General features: G+C 44.7%; 13 protein-coding genes. 1 reads left to right on the top strand and 12 read right to left on the bottom strand.

Going from position 1 to position 16,736, the window contains the following annotated elements; all coding sequences use genetic code 11:
- Positions 1-546: 546 nt before the first annotated feature.
- The 11 genes from DK846_RS03235 to DK846_RS17540 form a co-directional block, all read right to left on the bottom strand.
- Positions 547-1,299 carry a class I SAM-dependent methyltransferase gene (locus DK846_RS03235; RefSeq protein ID WP_109967797.1) on the bottom strand — a complete coding sequence of 251 codons (753 nt, stop codon included), beginning with the start codon at positions 1,297-1,299 and terminating at the stop codon, positions 547-549.
- A gap of 490 nt (positions 1,300-1,789) precedes the next feature.
- Positions 1,790-2,428 (bottom strand): Fe-only nitrogenase accessory AnfO family protein, encoded by a 639-nt coding sequence (locus DK846_RS03230; protein ID WP_245926444.1) that lies wholly within the window; start codon positions 2,426-2,428, stop codon positions 1,790-1,792.
- A gap of 10 nt (positions 2,429-2,438) precedes the next feature.
- Positions 2,439-2,747: a 2Fe-2S ferredoxin gene (locus DK846_RS03225; protein WP_109967457.1), complete on the bottom strand. Its 309-nt coding sequence runs from the start codon at positions 2,745-2,747 to the stop codon at positions 2,439-2,441.
- 29 nt (positions 2,748-2,776) lie between these two features.
- Positions 2,777-4,165, bottom strand: a complete 1,389-nt coding sequence (locus DK846_RS03220; RefSeq protein ID WP_109967456.1) for a nitrogenase component 1 — start codon at positions 4,163-4,165, stop codon at positions 2,777-2,779.
- Positions 4,166-4,167: 2 nt separating this feature from the next.
- On the bottom strand, positions 4,168-5,550 hold the full coding sequence (gene nifE, locus DK846_RS03215; RefSeq protein WP_109967455.1) for a nitrogenase iron-molybdenum cofactor biosynthesis protein NifE: 1,383 nt from the start codon (positions 5,548-5,550) through the stop codon (positions 4,168-4,170).
- A gap of 63 nt (positions 5,551-5,613) precedes the next feature.
- Positions 5,614-6,972, bottom strand: a complete 1,359-nt coding sequence (locus tag DK846_RS03210; protein ID WP_245926443.1) for a nitrogenase component 1 — start codon at positions 6,970-6,972, stop codon at positions 5,614-5,616.
- A gap of 26 nt (positions 6,973-6,998) precedes the next feature.
- On the bottom strand, positions 6,999-8,573 hold the full coding sequence (nifD, locus tag DK846_RS03205; protein WP_245926442.1) for a nitrogenase molybdenum-iron protein alpha chain: 1,575 nt from the start codon (positions 8,571-8,573) through the stop codon (positions 6,999-7,001).
- Positions 8,574-8,620: 47 nt separating this feature from the next.
- Positions 8,621-9,028, bottom strand: a complete 408-nt coding sequence (locus tag DK846_RS03200; protein ID WP_245926441.1) for a P-II family nitrogen regulator — start codon at positions 9,026-9,028, stop codon at positions 8,621-8,623.
- Between the two features lie 29 nt (positions 9,029-9,057).
- Positions 9,058-9,384, bottom strand: coding sequence for a P-II family nitrogen regulator (locus DK846_RS03195; protein ID WP_109967451.1), 327 nt, complete (start codon positions 9,382-9,384; stop codon positions 9,058-9,060).
- 20 nt (positions 9,385-9,404) lie between these two features.
- Positions 9,405-10,232 carry a nitrogenase iron protein gene (gene nifH / locus DK846_RS03190; RefSeq protein ID WP_109967450.1) on the bottom strand — a complete coding sequence of 276 codons (828 nt, stop codon included), beginning with the start codon at positions 10,230-10,232 and terminating at the stop codon, positions 9,405-9,407.
- 174 nt (positions 10,233-10,406) lie between these two features.
- Positions 10,407-10,583, bottom strand: coding sequence for a hypothetical protein (locus DK846_RS17540; protein ID WP_181391589.1), 177 nt, complete (start codon positions 10,581-10,583; stop codon positions 10,407-10,409).
- Between the two features lie 229 nt (positions 10,584-10,812).
- Between DK846_RS17540 and DK846_RS17535 the strand changes: the two genes are divergently transcribed.
- The gene (locus DK846_RS17535; RefSeq protein ID WP_109967449.1) at positions 10,813-16,176 is read left to right on the top strand and encodes a methyl-accepting chemotaxis protein; all 5,364 of its coding nucleotides are present in this window, start codon (positions 10,813-10,815) and stop codon (positions 16,174-16,176) included.
- Here the strand turns inward: DK846_RS17535 and DK846_RS03180 are convergent.
- Entirely contained in the window at positions 16,171-16,728 is a 558-nt protein-coding gene (locus DK846_RS03180; protein ID WP_109967448.1) for a chemotaxis protein CheB, read from the bottom strand. The two genes, DK846_RS17535 and DK846_RS03180, sit on opposite strands and share 6 nt — an antisense overlap.
- Positions 16,729-16,736: the final 8 nt, after the last annotated feature.

The following is a 16,736-nucleotide window of genomic DNA, read 5'->3' as shown; positions in this document are numbered from 1 at the left end:
CACTACAGATAATAACCAAGAGCAATAAGAGCCCTAACTTTATTTTTAGATTCTTTTGAGTCATATTATGTTCCTGTGTTCTGAGACTCAGAATAACTTTTACTACTTCTCACCCCAGAGAGCAATATGTTTCCGGGGTTAGTGTTCAACTATAATTTCCTTCTCATATCCCCCGGGGAGGACACACTGGATAGTTTTGAAAACAGAAATATACTGAAAGAAAAAGAGATTCCAGTCTGAAATCCTAAGCTTCTGAAACAGATCTCTTGTATTCAGGTTTATGCAGTATGTGGATATCGATAGATCTGGGAATCAAGAATGTTGGGATATTTTTTAGTTTGTTATTGAGATTGTTATTGAGGTATTCTGGACTTAGAGGAATTTCTCTAAAACCAGGCTCTATACCGTATGTTTCTTCATCCCTGCCCTATATAAACTCCAAAAAGTCCGGATTCTTTTAAAAAATTTATAATTATTAAAAAATTGAGATCGAAATATTGTTATGTACATATTGCTTATATAAAAAAAATTATTTACTTCTATTCTTCACAAGGGTTTTCTCATTATAAAATAGGTATTCCCAAACTCATCAGGGTGTTTCTCAAAGATTCTGGTCTGTTTTTTGAGTCCATCAATTACCATCATGGCAGTCTCATCATCAGCAAATTCTTCTTCAAGTGTTCCAAACTTCTCCCTCAATTTACCGTAAAAACTCTCTTCCCATACATTAGTTGGGAGCCTGAAGGATCCAACCAGATTAAGACCTGCATTTCTGATGATCTCACATCCTTTCTCTTCTATCATCATTGCAGGATGAAATTCAGCGAAGAATTCACGGGCCTCATCAGATGGTTTTTCTGTAAACCAAAAAATATCTGATATCATAATGTATCCGCCCTGTTTCAGGAATTTTTTCCAGTACAAAATGGCATTTTCGATACCTATGATGGATGAGCATCCTTCAGCCCATATAATATCGAAAGATTCCTCTTCAAAGGGCAGATCATCCATAGATGCACAAAGCGTTTTGACTCTATCGAAATAACCTTCTGCGACGATTTTTTTATCCAATGCATCGAGGAAAGGCTGGTATATATCTGCTGCAATTATCCTGCTGGATGGACACAAGCGGGCAAGGGCCATTGTCTGTACACCCTTCCCGCACCCAACATCGAGGATATCCACATCTCCGTTATATTGATCTACGGTGAGCAAAAATGCCTTTTTAGTATGCTCATCATCCCCGGCCCCCTGCCTGGGAAGATAATCAAAAATCTTAAAAACAGGATTAGTTTCCATATTTATGTTATTTGTTATAGCCATATATGATTTGCCCTCATTTCGGCACATTTCCAGTTGTTCACTCGTTAGGCTCTCCATTGAGGTATTTTAATATCAATGAGGATTAACAGAAAAATAAAAAAATGACACTGAAAGGTGATATAATTAAAGAAAGACCAGATCAATTCGTGATCAGGAGTTAAAATTTAAGATTTCGAGATAAAATCGGAATTACATCAGATTTGGATCTGGAAACAGAAATAGAAACAGAAATGAAAACGGATTCCGGGAAATGCGACTGATATAGATAATTGTTCTATTATTTTCAGGAGAAGATCTGTACATTACAGTCAGTTTCTCAAGATGATTATGCCTAGATTGAATAGATATTCATGATATCTCTATGGTGATATCATGTGGAGGAAATGAGAGAGCATGACGCTCTCCCAGAAAAGGTGTGATTTGGTGTATGGTATTTCCTTGAGTTATCGAGTGGTATAGAACTTTTTTATGTACATCCACAGCTGTCAGCCGGGTTCTTTGTCAGTACTAATTTCACCTCACTTGGTCCTAATCGTTCGCTCTGCATCGTAAACCCGCAGCATGTTGACTCGAGTGCTATCCATGGCGGAATATGATCACAGATAACCTCAAGCTCTTGATATGCCCCGGTTTTGATAAACTTCTGAAGTACCTGTTTACTGCTCACTTCAGGTCTTTTTCCCTGGATGTCCTTAATGGACAGGTAGTATTTGCCAGGAGAAATCTCAACCGGAACAGGAATATCTATAGCACCTGTTGGGACTTCAGACTCCTGATCTTCTTCTTCTTTCCAGACCTGGGCAAGGAACTCTTCAGGTTTGCCTGAGATCTCCCAGACTCCGCATCTGGCTTTTTCCAGCTCAAAGAATATCGCCCCACTCGCTGCCTTGGCAACAAAAATCCTGCAGTCACCAAGGAACGCAATGAGTTCAGACATCTTTTGCCTGAGCTGTACAAGACCCTGACTTGTATCAAGGGCAAATGGCATCCTCCTGACTGGTTCCCAGGAAGACAAATCCTTGGAGTATATAACGACTTCTCCGGGGCCGGTCAGGGTTGTAGTACACCCCTCCTGATCGAGCATTGCTGCAATCTCGGGGATCATAATGCCTCCTTTAGATAACCAGCCGGTCCACGACTGTGCCGCCTTCGATGTGTGATTCCATGATCTCTTCCACATCATCAAGGCCTACCGATCCATACCAGACATTGTCGGGATAGACCACAACTATCGGTCCTTTCTCACAAATCCCGAAACATCCGGTGTTGGTGATGAATACGTCACCGCCCAGATCGCGTTCTTCAACCTCTTCCATGAACTTTGCCATTACATCAACGCCTTCCTTGGTGTGACAGAATCCTTTCTGCTGACCTGTTGGGCGTGAGCTGGTACAGATAAAGATATGTTTGCTTGGTTTCTGCATAGTACATCTCCGAAATAAATTTGCCGGGTTTATCCCCGGATATGGTTAAACATCTCTTCCTTCTTCTTTTCCCGGTATGAACTGTACTTCTTTTCTAGAAGTGTGTTCGTAAACCGGTCAAGGAATGCCAGAGTTCCGGCATACCCTGCTGAGAAGATCCGCTGACCGCCAATCCGATCATGTATCGGATACCCGATCCTGGTTACAGGAATTCCATGTCTCTCTGTCAGGAATTTTCCTCCAGTATGGCCGACACCGATCGTTGCACCAGCCGAAACTGCTGCATGCTCGATGGACGCAAAGTCAGCCTCCTCTATCAGAACCGGCTGTTCAGCCAGATCTGATATCATCGGTCCGACGAGATCTTTCAGTTTGCTGTGTGGTGAACCGCTTGCAATAACAACCGGTTCTGCACCATTCTCGATACAGATCCCGGTCAGGGCATAGACCATCTCAGGCTCGCCATAGATAACCGGCCTTCCTTCTGCATTGTACTTGTGTGCATCTGCCATTCCATCAAGAAGCCAGCCACGTTCAAGTGTCAGCTGCTCTGGAACAGGTTGTCCACTTATTGATGACAATGCTGCAACGAACTGGTCTACGTTATCTACACCGATAGGGAGTGGCAGATTGACCAGCCTGACACCAAACTGCTGCTCCAGGAATAATCCCGGGGACAGTGCGTCCGGACAGGTCTTTCCAAACTGTATCGTAACTGGTGCACCTGGCATCCGTGAGATATCGGCAGGACTTGTCCCTCCGGTTGGAATCTTCTGATACCTGCCACCGTATGGCCTGTCAAGGGTCATCGAGATATCAGGAATCAGAGTGTATTCCATTCCGAAGAATCCCAGAATCCGTTTGATCTCCCTGATATCAGCTGGACTGATGTTGGGAACAATCACATTGATCCGGTTGTGACTCTCACAGGGTTTTGCATAATGTGCAATAACTGCCCGGGTAGTGGCCCAGAATCCTTCCGAATGAGTGCCACCATAACTGGGAGTTGCTACCGGAATGATATCAACACCAATGCTTGGATGACTCTGCATGTATGACTTGATCATCCGGTCCATATCCTCACCCATCGTCTCAGCTAGACATGTCGTAAGGATACCAAGCATCGTAGGCTGATACACCCGCAGCACATTATCAAGTGCCTTGTTCAGGTTTTTCTCTCCGCCGAGGATGGTCTGTTTCTCATTCAGCGAAGAGGAGGCGACATCTACAGGTTCGTGGAAATGCTCCACATTTGCAAGACGCATATACGTGCTGCAGCCCTGCGAACCATGTACGAGTACCATTGCACCCTCAATTCCTTTGAATGCAATAACGCCTCCGAGTGGCATACACATGTGGCATTGATTCTCGTTGACTTCTTTAACCCGAAGGGTATTGATTGCCGTATGGTTCGCCATGATTACACACCTCCTATACTCTCTTTCAGATGTTTCCAGACCGGCGAACAGGTCGTGATGTACACTTCCCGTGCAAACGTCACTGCACCGTCAAATCCGGCCAGACATTCCTTGCGATCATGGTTATGATCCACAAACCCGATTCCAAGTTTGTAAGCCAGAACCCGTTCCTTGACTCCGCCAGCCATCACGTCAACCTTCATGTCCAGAAGGAACTTTTCGATCTCTGCTGGATTGGCATCGTCGACAACGATGGTTCCTTCACTCAGAAGGCCGCTGATGGTCTCGTACTCTTCCTGCTTTCCGGTCTGGGTTCCGGTCACCACGACCTCCATTCCGAGGTCCTTCATCTGCCTGATCAGGGCGACAGCCTTAAACGCACCGCCTACGTAAATCGCAGCTCGCTTTCCTGTCAGTTTTTTCCGGTATCCGGCGATGATCGGGGTGATTCGTGCCAGTTCACGTTCGATGAGAACTTCTGCCTTTCTGATGATCTCTGGATCACCATAGAAAGCAGCAATTCGCCGCAGACTATCTGCAGTATTCTCTGCTCCGAAGAAGTTGACATCCATATACGGAATTCCATACTCCTTCTCGAGGTTGTTTGCCACCCAGTGCATCGATCCGGTACACTGCACGATGTTCAGACAGGATCCGGGAGCCTGTTTCAGTGCTGCTACGGTTGAATCTCCGGTGAATGCAACATTCACTTCAATTCCGATCTCATTCAGGTACCGTTCAATCAGCCACTTCTCTCCTCCCAGGTTATATTCACCCAGGAAGTTGAGTTTTCTGGTTTTCTCGATTACTTCTCCGGGTTTTGGCCGGATAAGTTTCATTATTGCTTCTGCTGCAGCCCGGTATCCGACGATCTTATTTCCTGAGAGGAATCCTGATGACTCCACCGGAATAACGTCTATTCCATGTCTTTCTGATGCATCTTTGCAGACTGCAATGATGTCATCGCCGATCATCCCGACTACGCAGGTTGAGTACACAAACACTGCCGGGGGATGGTACTTTGATATGACTTCGTCCAGACAGGCAGCCAGTTTTGGTTCGCCACCAAAAACCACGTCCTTCTCTTTCAAGTCGGTGGAAAAACTATGCCTGTACATCTCGGAATCACTGGAAAGGCTTCCCCTGATATCCCAGGTGTACGTGGCACAGCCGATTGGACCGTGGACCAGGTGGATTGCATCCGTAATCGGATTGAGTACCACCCGTGCTCCGCAGAACACGCAGGCTCGCTGACTGACCGCCCCGGCCAGACTGTCATCTGCGCAATGAATGCGGCTTTTGTTCTTCCCTGTGGTTATGATGGAGTTTTGGCGTTCGCTAATGCATCCGGAGGAGCCGGACGCAAGCGAACAATCATGCTCCATGACATTCACCGGTTTATTTTGATATAAGGTATTTTAAGGATCCAATGATGCTATCTTGGAACCTTAGAGTACCAGTTCGTAATCTTCGTCCAGGCAATCGCGGTCCCGGCGTTCCAGGAGGGCGTTGCTTATCATTTCTATGAGCCGGAGGCATCCTTTGTACCCGGTTATGGGCATGAGGGGGTGAACGGCCCGGTCAAGAATGGGGAATCCGACTCTGACAAGTGGAATATCCTCAGTTCTTGCGATATACTTCCCGTACGTATTTCCGATCAGAAGGTCGACTGACTCTTCCTTGATCCACTGGTGGAGGTCGAAAAGATCCCCTTCAGCCTTGACGATGTAGTCTTCTATTCCGGCTTCCTCGATCATGGCTCCGACTTGTTCTTCGAATGCCTTTCCGGGAGTGCCTGTTATGACATACTTGGGAATCATTCCCATCGTCAGCACGAATTCAACCAGTGGAACCACGATATCGGGATCCCCGTAGATGGCGACCTTCTTTCCCTGGTAGTGGAAGTGTGTATCGATGAGGGTATCAACGACCTGACCACGTTCAAGAGTCAGGTCATCAGGAACTACTGCATCGAACTTCTCTTTCAGGGTCATGATCAGATCATCAGTCGCCTTGAGACCGATTGGAACCTTCAGAGGAACGCAGGGTACTCCGCATTTCTCCATGAGGGCTGCACCGGCAGCGTTTGATGACCAGGCTCCAAGTGCCAGGGTCAGACGGGAATTCCCGGTGTCCCTGATCTCTTCCACAGTTGTCCCACCCTCCGGGTACATATCATATTTTGCAGTGAGCGGAGAGTCAAGCACATTTGTGGTGTCAGGGAACATGATCATATCAACACCAAGACTTGAGGTGATCCGTTTGATCTCCCTCATATCAGAGGGGTTTACAAATCCCGGTATGATATTGACACGTTTCTTTCGGATTGTCTCCTCATCCCGTGCAGCCAGGTACGTGACCATGGCTTTGACCATGTTTGAGAACCCGGTGATGTGGGAACCCTGGTATGACGGGGTGTTTGCATGGATGACAACCTTTCCTTCCGGAACCTCTGACTGTTTGATGATCGTTGGCAGGTCATCACCGATGGTCTCACTGAGGCAGGTGGTGTGGACAGCGATGATATCTGGCTTGTAGATCTCAAACACATTCTTGATTGCGGTCTTCAGGTTTGCTGCACCACCGAACACCGATGCTCCTTCGGTGAACGAGCTGGTCGATGCAAGGACCGGGTCACGGAAGTGACGGGTCAGATGCATACGGTGATACGCACAACAGCCTTGTGATCCGTGGCTGTGGGGAAGGCACCGGTGGATTCCGAGTGCCGCATACATTGCACCGATAGGCTGGCAGGTTTTGACCGGATTAATCTTTCCGGCCGTGTGAACTACCTCGCCTTCTGGCATACATTCGAGCATTCTTATCACTCCTGTTATTGGGTCTGTTTCTCCCAGGGGGCAGTGACCAGTTTCCATGCCGGAGTTGTGATTGCGTTGGCAACATCACGGGCAAAGTTTAATGCTCCGTTGTATCCGGCATATGGTCCGCTGTAGTCGTATGAGTGCATCTGTTTTGCAGGCACTCCGAGTTTCTGCACGTAATATTTGTCTCTGACACCGGCGAATACGAGATCTGGCTTTAATGCACGAACCATCTTTTCGAGTTCGTGGTGATTGCAGTCATCAATCATTATCTCGCCATCTTTCATGTCAGGCTGCATACCTTCATAGTAGTTGAGCGGAACTTTCTTGTTCAGCTCATCGAACTTCTCTTTTGACATGTTCAGATGAACATGTGCATCCTTGAACTTCTCAGGGTCCGGGCTCAGGTGCAGTTCGGGAATATTTTTTGAATCTGCATCAATCTTGAGTGTCGGAATTACCTGACGACCTTCGTAATCATCACGGTGTGCGAACTCATATCCGGCTACTACCACTTCCATGCCCAGGTCCCGGAGGAGGTGCATGTAGTGGTGACTTCGTGAACCACCAACAAATGCAAAGGCAGTCTTGCCCTGGCAGATCTTGCGGTAGTGCTCGATGACCGGCATGATTCTCGCTTCTTCGCGTGCAATGACTTCTTCTGTTTTCCTGATGAGTTCCTCATCACCAAAGCAGAGTGCCATTTCACGAAGGCTCTTCTTGGTCGCTTCGACGCCGATGAAGTTCACCTTGAGCCATGGAGTTCCATACTTGGTCTCCATCATCTCAGCGATGTAGTTGATCGACCGGTGACACTGGACAAGGTTCAGATGTGCCTGGTGAAGATTCTTGATCTCAAGGTAACTTGTGTCTCCCGTAAGGACACAGTTTACCTTGTATCCGATATCTCCCAGTATCCGTTCCATCTCCCAGCCATCACCACCGATGTTGTATTCACCAAGGATGTTGATGACATACTTGTCATTAGGGTCCCGTTCAGGACCGGTTCCAATGACATTCTCCATCAGGTTGTTGTTGGCGATGTGGTGACCTGCAGACTGGCTGACACCCTTGTATCCTTCACAATTAAAGGAGAGTACCTGAATGCCATGTCGTTCCTGGGCTGCTTTTGCAACTGCTCCAAGATCATCTCCAATAAGTCCAACCGGGCAGGTTGCACAGATTGAGACTGCACGGGGATGGAACATCTCCACAACCTCGTCAATCATCTTGGCAAGCTTCTTTTCACCACCAAAGACGATGTCACTCTCCTGCATGTCAGTTGAGACACACAGGGTTGAGAACATCTTTTCCGGTGGAGTGTTGTCATCGGCTCGTGCCTTGTTTCTCCTGGTACCCCAGGCATAGAATGCACATCCAATCGGACCGTGAACGATGTGGACCATATCCTTGATAGGGCCGACGACCACACCTTTACATCCTGCATATGCACAGCCACGCTGGGTAATAATACCCGGAATAGTCCGGGTATTCGCCTCTATCTGCTGACAGGCCTGATTTGTATCTACGATAGTGATATGCTTTTTCCGGTTTTTGAGAACCTTTTCCGGATATTTCTCCAGCATATCCCCCATCATTTCTTCGCTCATTGACATTTCAATCAAATCCTGTATTACCAGATTGCTGCTTCCCCGGCTTCTCCAGTCCGGACCCTTACAGCATCGGCTATCGGCATGACGAAGATTGTTCCGTCTCCGACGTTATTCTCAGTCTTATTGGCTTTGGTGATGGCTTCAATGATCCGTGGTACATCGTCGTCATGAGCAAGGATGGTAAAAAGCCTGCGGGGAAATAGTCGTGACCCGTCAAGGAAACTGACTACCTGCCGTTCTGCTTCTTCAGCATCTATGCTCTCGTGTACTGCCATCTCCAGAAGCTTATTTTTCCGCTCCTGTATCACAGCCTCATCTTCGACAGGTTTTCCCCTGCCAAGAACCTTTATGGCAGTAAATCCTGCCACTCCGGCTTCGATCAGTGCTTTTTTGGTAGCATTCGTCTTATTCATCCTGACGACTGCCATAATCTCCTTCATGGACAATGCCTCCCGAATTAGAGGCCTCGTCCGCCCCGGGAGATTGTATAAACCTCTTCGAGCGGAGTGATGAAGATCTTACCATCACCAAATGTTCCGTCCTCACCGGTTCGTGCGGTCTTAAGGACAACATCGATGATATTCTCACGCTCTTCGTCATGAATGGCTACCATGATGAGGATTTTTGGAATCTCATCATAGAGCATTCCACCCATCTTGATACCCTTCTGCTTTCCACGACCGACTACATCAACGACGGTTGCTGCCGGAAACCCTGCTTTGGAAAGGGCTGCTAGTACTTCGTCTTTCTTTTCAGGTCTGACGATAGCTCTGATGAGTAACATGTTTCCTTCCTCCTGCCACCTTATAACAATGCATCCAGGAATCCGTGCTGCATCATCAGTTCTTCAAGTCTGTCCTGTTCCATTGGTTTTGGTTTAACAAACAACTTGTTTGTGTCGATGGCGTTTGCAAGTTTTTTGTACTCTTGAGCCTGCTCTGAGTCGGGTTCAAAGTCAATTACGGTCTTCTTGTTGATCTCTGCCCGCTGAACGAGGTTGTCACGTGGGACAAAGTGGATCAGCTGTGAGCCAAGTTCTTCTGCAAAGGCTTTGAGCAGAGCATATTCGTTGTCTACCTTACGGCTGTTACAGATGATTCCACCAAGTCTGACTTTTCCGGTGTCTGCGTACTTCTGGATACCTTTGGCAATGTTGTTTGCTGCATACAACGCCATCAGTTCTCCGGAAGCGACGATGTAGATCTCTTCTGCCTTTCCTTCACGAATTGGCATTGCAAATCCTCCGCAGACCACATCACCGAGCACATCATAGAAGACGTAATCAAGATCCGGTGTATATGCACCCATCGATTCGAGCAGATTGATTGATGTGATGATACCACGGCCTGCACACCCAACACCAGGCTCAGGACCTCCGGATTCCACACATTTTACATCCATGAATCCTGGTTTCAGGATATCATCAAGTTCAAGGTCATCTCCCTCATCACGCAGGGTTGCCATGACAGTCTTCTGACAAAGACCGTGTAGCAGAAGCCTTGTAGAATCTGCTTTCGGGTCGCAGCCAACTACCATGATCTTCTTTCCAGCAACTGCAAGTGCTGCGACTGTGTTCTGTGTTGTTGTGGATTTTCCAATTCCACCTTTTCCGTAAATTGCGACTTGTCTCATGTTTATTCCTCGATTTATGAAATTTACCAATGCTATTCGCTATTCAATACGACAGAGGGGTTGCCAATATCTGTTGCCCCCTCCTCCTTCACCCAACTCCCGGTTCAGGACCGCTGGCTCTGATCAAAACCTTCAGATTTCCGATCAGGCGTGATTATATCCGGTTGTTCAGAATTACCTGAATGCACGGACAGTTGCCGTGGTCTTTCCGCCCGGAAGTAGGCAGGAAGTATACCTGTAATGGGTGACACGATTCTGACCAGAAACTCTGCCAGACCGGACCCCGGAATAAGCAGGCATCTGTGATCTGATCGATCCACCTCGTCCCTCGTTCTTCATTCCATACTTCATCGATCTACCTCCAAGGTAGTTGATCATATGTTGGTATCTTTAATATAAATAAATTATGGAAACTCACTTCTTTCTACCATACTTATACTTTATTATATGAATCTCAAAAATATTACATTTCAAAGGAAATTTACGGAGATTAACATCACTTCATTATAAATATATGAGATAACATAATGCTGACACACTCACGTTGGATTTGTAAACGTGCTGTCTGTATCAGAGGGAAATGATGGGGCCACAGGATACAATTTCAGAATTTGATGGCCAGATAACTGGTCGTATATATGAAGAGATTTCGAAGTTACTTGAATTTCAAAAATCGGGACTTTCAGATGCTAGGATTGACATAACTCGTTTTTCAGGGAACGAGTTAAGCATCCTCAATCTTGTTAATCAACTGACTGATTTGTTTGTACAGGAAGAAAAGGGTATATCAGATGCAATAGGTTCAATATTGGAGGGGTCATTTCATCCAGATATTCCACGGCTCCCCGGTAACCGGAATATTGTAACTGAGAAACTCAATAAAATTTGTGAAAATCTTTCGCTCATGCAAACCGATTTTACTAGGTTTTCAGAATCATGCAGTTCTGGTGAACTTTCAGCCCGGATAGAACCGGCCAGGTACCAGGGAGGGTTCAGGAACATGATAGATTCCCTGGACTTAGCAATTAATAGTATTAGTACCCCAGTCAGGATAGCAGCTAGTGCTTTTTCAGACTTTGCAGAAGGCAAAGTACCTGATCTCATCCCTACTGACAAATATTCCGGTGAACTCGGAAAAATACTTAAAGATTTGAACCGGGTCATTGAGGTCTCAGTGATGCGGGGTAAAGACATAAATATGCTCATTAGTGCAGCAGTTGAGGGAAAACTCGATGCACGGGCAGATCCTACAAAATATCCAGGATATCATGGAAAAATTCTTGAGGGGCTCAATAAGATACTGGATGCCTACATCGGACCAATTAACGTATCTGCAGAATATATAGACAGAATAAGTAAGGGAAATCTCCCTCCGCGGATTACTGAAGCATATAGGGGAGACTTCAATGAGATCAAAAATAACCTCAATGCCCTCATTGATGTTGTTCACATGCGAAATGAAGACATCAAAATGCTCATTAATTCAGGTATAGATGGACGCCTGGATGTTCGAGCTGATTCAAAAAAATATCCGGGCGAAAACGGAAAAATGATTGAAGGCATCAATCAGATGCTAGATGCCTACATTGCTCCAATTAACGTATCTGCAGAATATATTGACAGGATTAGTAAAGGGGATCTTCCACCACGGATTACTGAAGCTTACAGGGGAGACTTCAACGAAATTAAAAATAATCTCAATAATCTTATCGATGTTATTCAGCTCAGAAATGATGATATCAAGTCCCTTATAGATGCTGCAAAATCAGGAAACCTGGATGTAAGGGCAGATCCCAGGAAATATTCGGGAGAGAACGGAAAAATGATTGAAGGCATCAATCAAATGCTTGATGCGTATATTGGACCATTCAACGTCTCTGCAGAATATATCGATAGAATCAGCAAAGGAGATCTCCCAATTAAAATAACAGAAGAATATAAAGGAGACTTCAATGAGATTAAAAATAATCTCAATACGCTAATCGATGTAATCCACCTCCGAAATGACGATATTTCGCTTCTTTCATCAGCAGCAGAAGAAGGTAGGCTTGATGTCAGAGCGGATACTTCAAAATACACGGGGTACCATGGTGGCCTTATCAATAGGATCAATAAAATACTGGACGCATATCTTGGGCCTATCAATGTATCAGCTGAGTATATAGATCGGGTCAGTAAGGGAGATATTCCTCCGAAAATCTCCGACGATTACAGGGGCGATTTCAATGAGATTAAAAATAATCTTAATGCTCTCATTGATGTCGTTCATATGAGAAACGCTGATATCAAGATGCTCATAGATTCAGCTATTGATGGGAAACTGGATGTCAGGGCCGATTCTTCGAAATATCCCGGCGAAAACGGGAAGATGATTGAGGGTATCAATCAGATGCTTGATGCCTATATCGGACCGATCAATGTATCTGCTGAATATATTGACAGGATTAGCAAAGGAGACATGCCACCCAGGATTACTGAAGAATATCACGGAGACTTCAATGAGATTAAAAATAATCTTAATGCTCTCATGGACGTTGTCCACATGAGAAATAATGACATTAAGATGCTTATAGATGCTGCCATTGATGGGAAACTGGATGTCAGGGCTGATTCTTCGAAATATCCCGGCGAAAATGGGAAGATGATTGAGGGTATCAATCACATGCTCGATGCCTATATCGGACCGATTAATGTATCTGCTGAATATATTGACAGGATAAGTAAAGGAGACATGCCACCCAGGATTACTGAAGAATACCACGGAGACTTCAACGAGATTAAAAATAATCTTAATGCTCTCATGGACGTTGTCCACATGAGAAACGCAGATATTAAAAATCTCATTGATGCTGCTATTAATGGGAAACTGGATGTCAGAGCGGATTCTTCAAAGTATCCGGGCGAAAACGGGAAGATGATTGAGGGCATTAATCACATGCTTGATGCCTATATCGGACCGATTAATGTATCTGCTGAATATATTGACAGGATTAGCAAAGGAGACATGCCACCCAGGATTACTGAAGAATATCACGGAGACTTCAATGAGATTAAAAATAATCTTAATGCTCTCATGGACGTTGTCCACATGAGAAATAATGACATTAAGATGCTCATAGATGCTGCCATTGATGGGAAACTGGATGTCAGGGCTGATTCTTCGAAATATCCGGGCGAAAACGGGAAGATGATTGAGGGCATCAATCACATGCTTGATGCCTACATCGGACCGATTAATGTCTCTGCAGAATATATTGACAGAATTAGCAAGGGCGATATACCGCCAAGGATTACTGAAGAATATCATGGGGACTTCAATGAAATTAAGAATAATCTCAATGCTCTCATTGAAGTCGTTCATATGAGAAATGCAGACATCAAAAACCTCATTGAAGCTGCTATTAATGGTAAACTTGATGTCAGAGCGGATTCTTCGAAATATCCGGGCGAAAACGGGAAGATGATTGAGGGCATTAATCACATGCTCGATGCCTACATCGGACCGATTAACGTATCTGCAGAATATATCGACAGGATAAGCAAAGGAGACATGCCACCCAGGATTACTGAAGAATACCATGGGGACTTTAATGAGATTAAGAATAATCTCAATGCTCTTATGGACGTTGTCCATATGAGAAATAATGACATTGAAATGCTCATCGATGCTGGTATTGATGGGAAACTTGATGTCAGGGCTGATTCTTCGAAATATCCGGGCGAAAACGGAAAAATGATTGAGGGCATCAATCATATGCTTGATGCATATATCGGTCCAATCAACGTTTCTGCTGAATATATTGACAGGATCAGCAAAGGGGATATGCCACCCAGGATTACTGAAGAATACCACGGGGACTTCAACGAGATTAAGAATAATCTCAATGCTCTCATGGATGTAATCCACATGCGAAACGCAGATATTAAAAATCTCATTGATGCAGCTATTGATGGGAAACTTGATGTCAGGGCTGATTCTTCGAAATATCCAGGCGAAAACGGAAAGATGATTGAGGGCATCAATCATATGCTCGATGCATATATCGGACCGATTAACGTATCTGCAGAATATATTGACAGGATCAGCAAAGGAGATATGCCACCCAGGATTACTGAAGAATACCACGGGGACTTCAACGAGATTAAGAATAATCTCAATGCTCTCATGGACGTTGTCCATATGAGAAATAATGACATTGAAATGCTCATCCAGGCTGCTATTGATGGGAAACTTGATGTCAGAGCTGATTCAGCGAAATATCCGGGCGAAAACGGAAAGATGATTGAGGGTATCAATCATATGCTTGATGCATATATCGGACCGATTAACGTTTCTGCTGAATATATTGACAGAATTAGCAAAGGGGATATACCACCAAGGATTACAGAAGAATACCATGGAGATTTCAACGAGATTAAGAATAATCTCAATGCTCTCATGGATGTTGTCCATATGAGAAATCAGGACATAGAGATGCTTATCCAGGCTGCAATGGAGGGAAAACTTGATGTCAGAGCTGATTCAGCGAAATATCCGGGAGAAAACGGAAAGATGATTGAGGGTATCAATCATATGCTTGATGCATATATCTCCCCATTAAATCTGGCAGCAGAATATATTGACAGAATCAGCAAAGGAGACCTTCCACCTATTATTACTGATGAATACAGGGGAGACTTCAACGAAATAAAAAATAACCTCAACCAATGTATCAGTGCTATACACCTACTCATTGATGATGCAAATCTCCTCTCACAAGCAGCCGTACAAGGAGAACTTGAGGTACGAGCTGATCCTCTGAGACATCTGGGTGACTATGCCCGTGTTGTAACTGGAATGAACCAGACCTTCGAGGCGGTAGTAAACCCACTCAAGGAGGCTATGAGAGTTTCAGATAACTATGCTAAATGCAACTTTGCTGAAATCTTTGATAATTCAATCCGTGCAGAAGGGGATTTCTCACTGTTCAAACAATCACTGGACCATATTGGAATTGAGATATCAAAAACAGTTGCCACGCTGATTAAAGAAGTGGAAAATCTCTCTCATCATGCATCAACAGCCCAGTTCGGTGTTGAAGATGTCAGCAGAGGAGCTAAAGAGATCTCACAAAACGCTGAAGAGACCTCTGCTAATGCAGCAAAATCCGAAGACGGAATTTATCAGGTTCTTCAGGCCATGTCAGATCTTACGGTTATGGTTAGTGATATTTCCGGGAATGCTGATTCAGTTGCACGGTTAAGTGAAGATGCAAACAATCTTGCAAAGAAAGGAACTGAACATGCTGAAAACGCAGATAAAGGAATGGAAAGTATCACCCGTTCATCATCCGAAGTTGAATCAATAATCACAGAGATTAGAAGTGAAATGAATCAGATCAGAAAGATTGTCAATATAATAACTGATCTCGCTAACCAGACAAACCTTCTTGCTCTTAATGCAGCCATTGAGGCTGCACGTGCTGGAGAAGCAGGAAGGGGATTTGCAGTAGTCGCATCTGAAGTAAAATCTCTGGCCCAGGAATCAAGAACATCAGCCGAATCAATTGCAGATATGATTCAGGGTCTGGAACGCAAATCAGACAATGCAGCCATCGCTATAGAAGCAGCAGGAAAAGCCGTACAAGATGGTAACCGTGCTTTGAACGACACATTAAACGTATTTACCCAACTGACATCTTCAGTTGATACTATAAACCAGAAGATGCTGACAATAGCTCGGGCAACAGAACAACAGGCAGCATCATTCGAAGAGATTACTGCCAGTGCAAACGAGATGAGCGTTCTTGTAAAGAAAACCGCTGATGATGCGACCCATTCATCAGCTACAAGTGAAGAAGCCCTTGCAGTAGTCTCTCAAATAACAGAAATAATTGATTTAATTAATGATGCAGTAGCCAATATGAATAAAGAGATGGGAGTATTTACCTTACGGAATTCATGATTTAGAAAAATCAATCATAAGTTTTTTTAGTTCTTCTGGTGCTAGTGTTTGATCTACCTGTTCTGTTTTTAATGCTGCTTCAGGCATACTTTTGATTGTACAGCTAACAGGATCCTGTACAGCAGTTATTCCACCAATTTTTTTTATATGAGCGAGTCCTTCTGCTCCATCTGAACCCATCCCGGATAAGATTATTCCAAGAACCTGGTGCCTGAGATCCCGTTTTAGATGTAACATTGTAACATCGATAGACGGGCGGACAAAGTTTACTTTTTCTTCACTGGTGAGATGTATGTGTTCATAATTCTCCAGGATAAGATGCTGATCGCCTGGGGCAATGAAGACAGACCCGGGTGTGATAGCCTGCTGGTCTTCCGCTATGTATATGGTATTGGATGTTAACTGGCTAAGGCGTTTAGCCAGCCTGTTTGCAGTAGAAACGGGCATATGCTGAATGAGAATTATTGCCGCCGATAATGTTGGAAGATCAGCAAACAGATCAAACAATATTCTCGGTCCACCAGTCGAGGATCCGATCAATATAAATTTCATATATAGTT

The sequence above is a fragment of the Methanospirillum lacunae genome (genome assembly GCF_003173355.1).
In the GTDB taxonomy this organism is placed as follows: Archaea; Halobacteriota; Methanomicrobia; order Methanomicrobiales; family Methanospirillaceae; genus Methanospirillum; species Methanospirillum lacunae.
The sequence above is the reverse complement of the archived record's forward strand: the minus strand, read 5'-3'. Positions and strand labels throughout refer to the sequence as shown.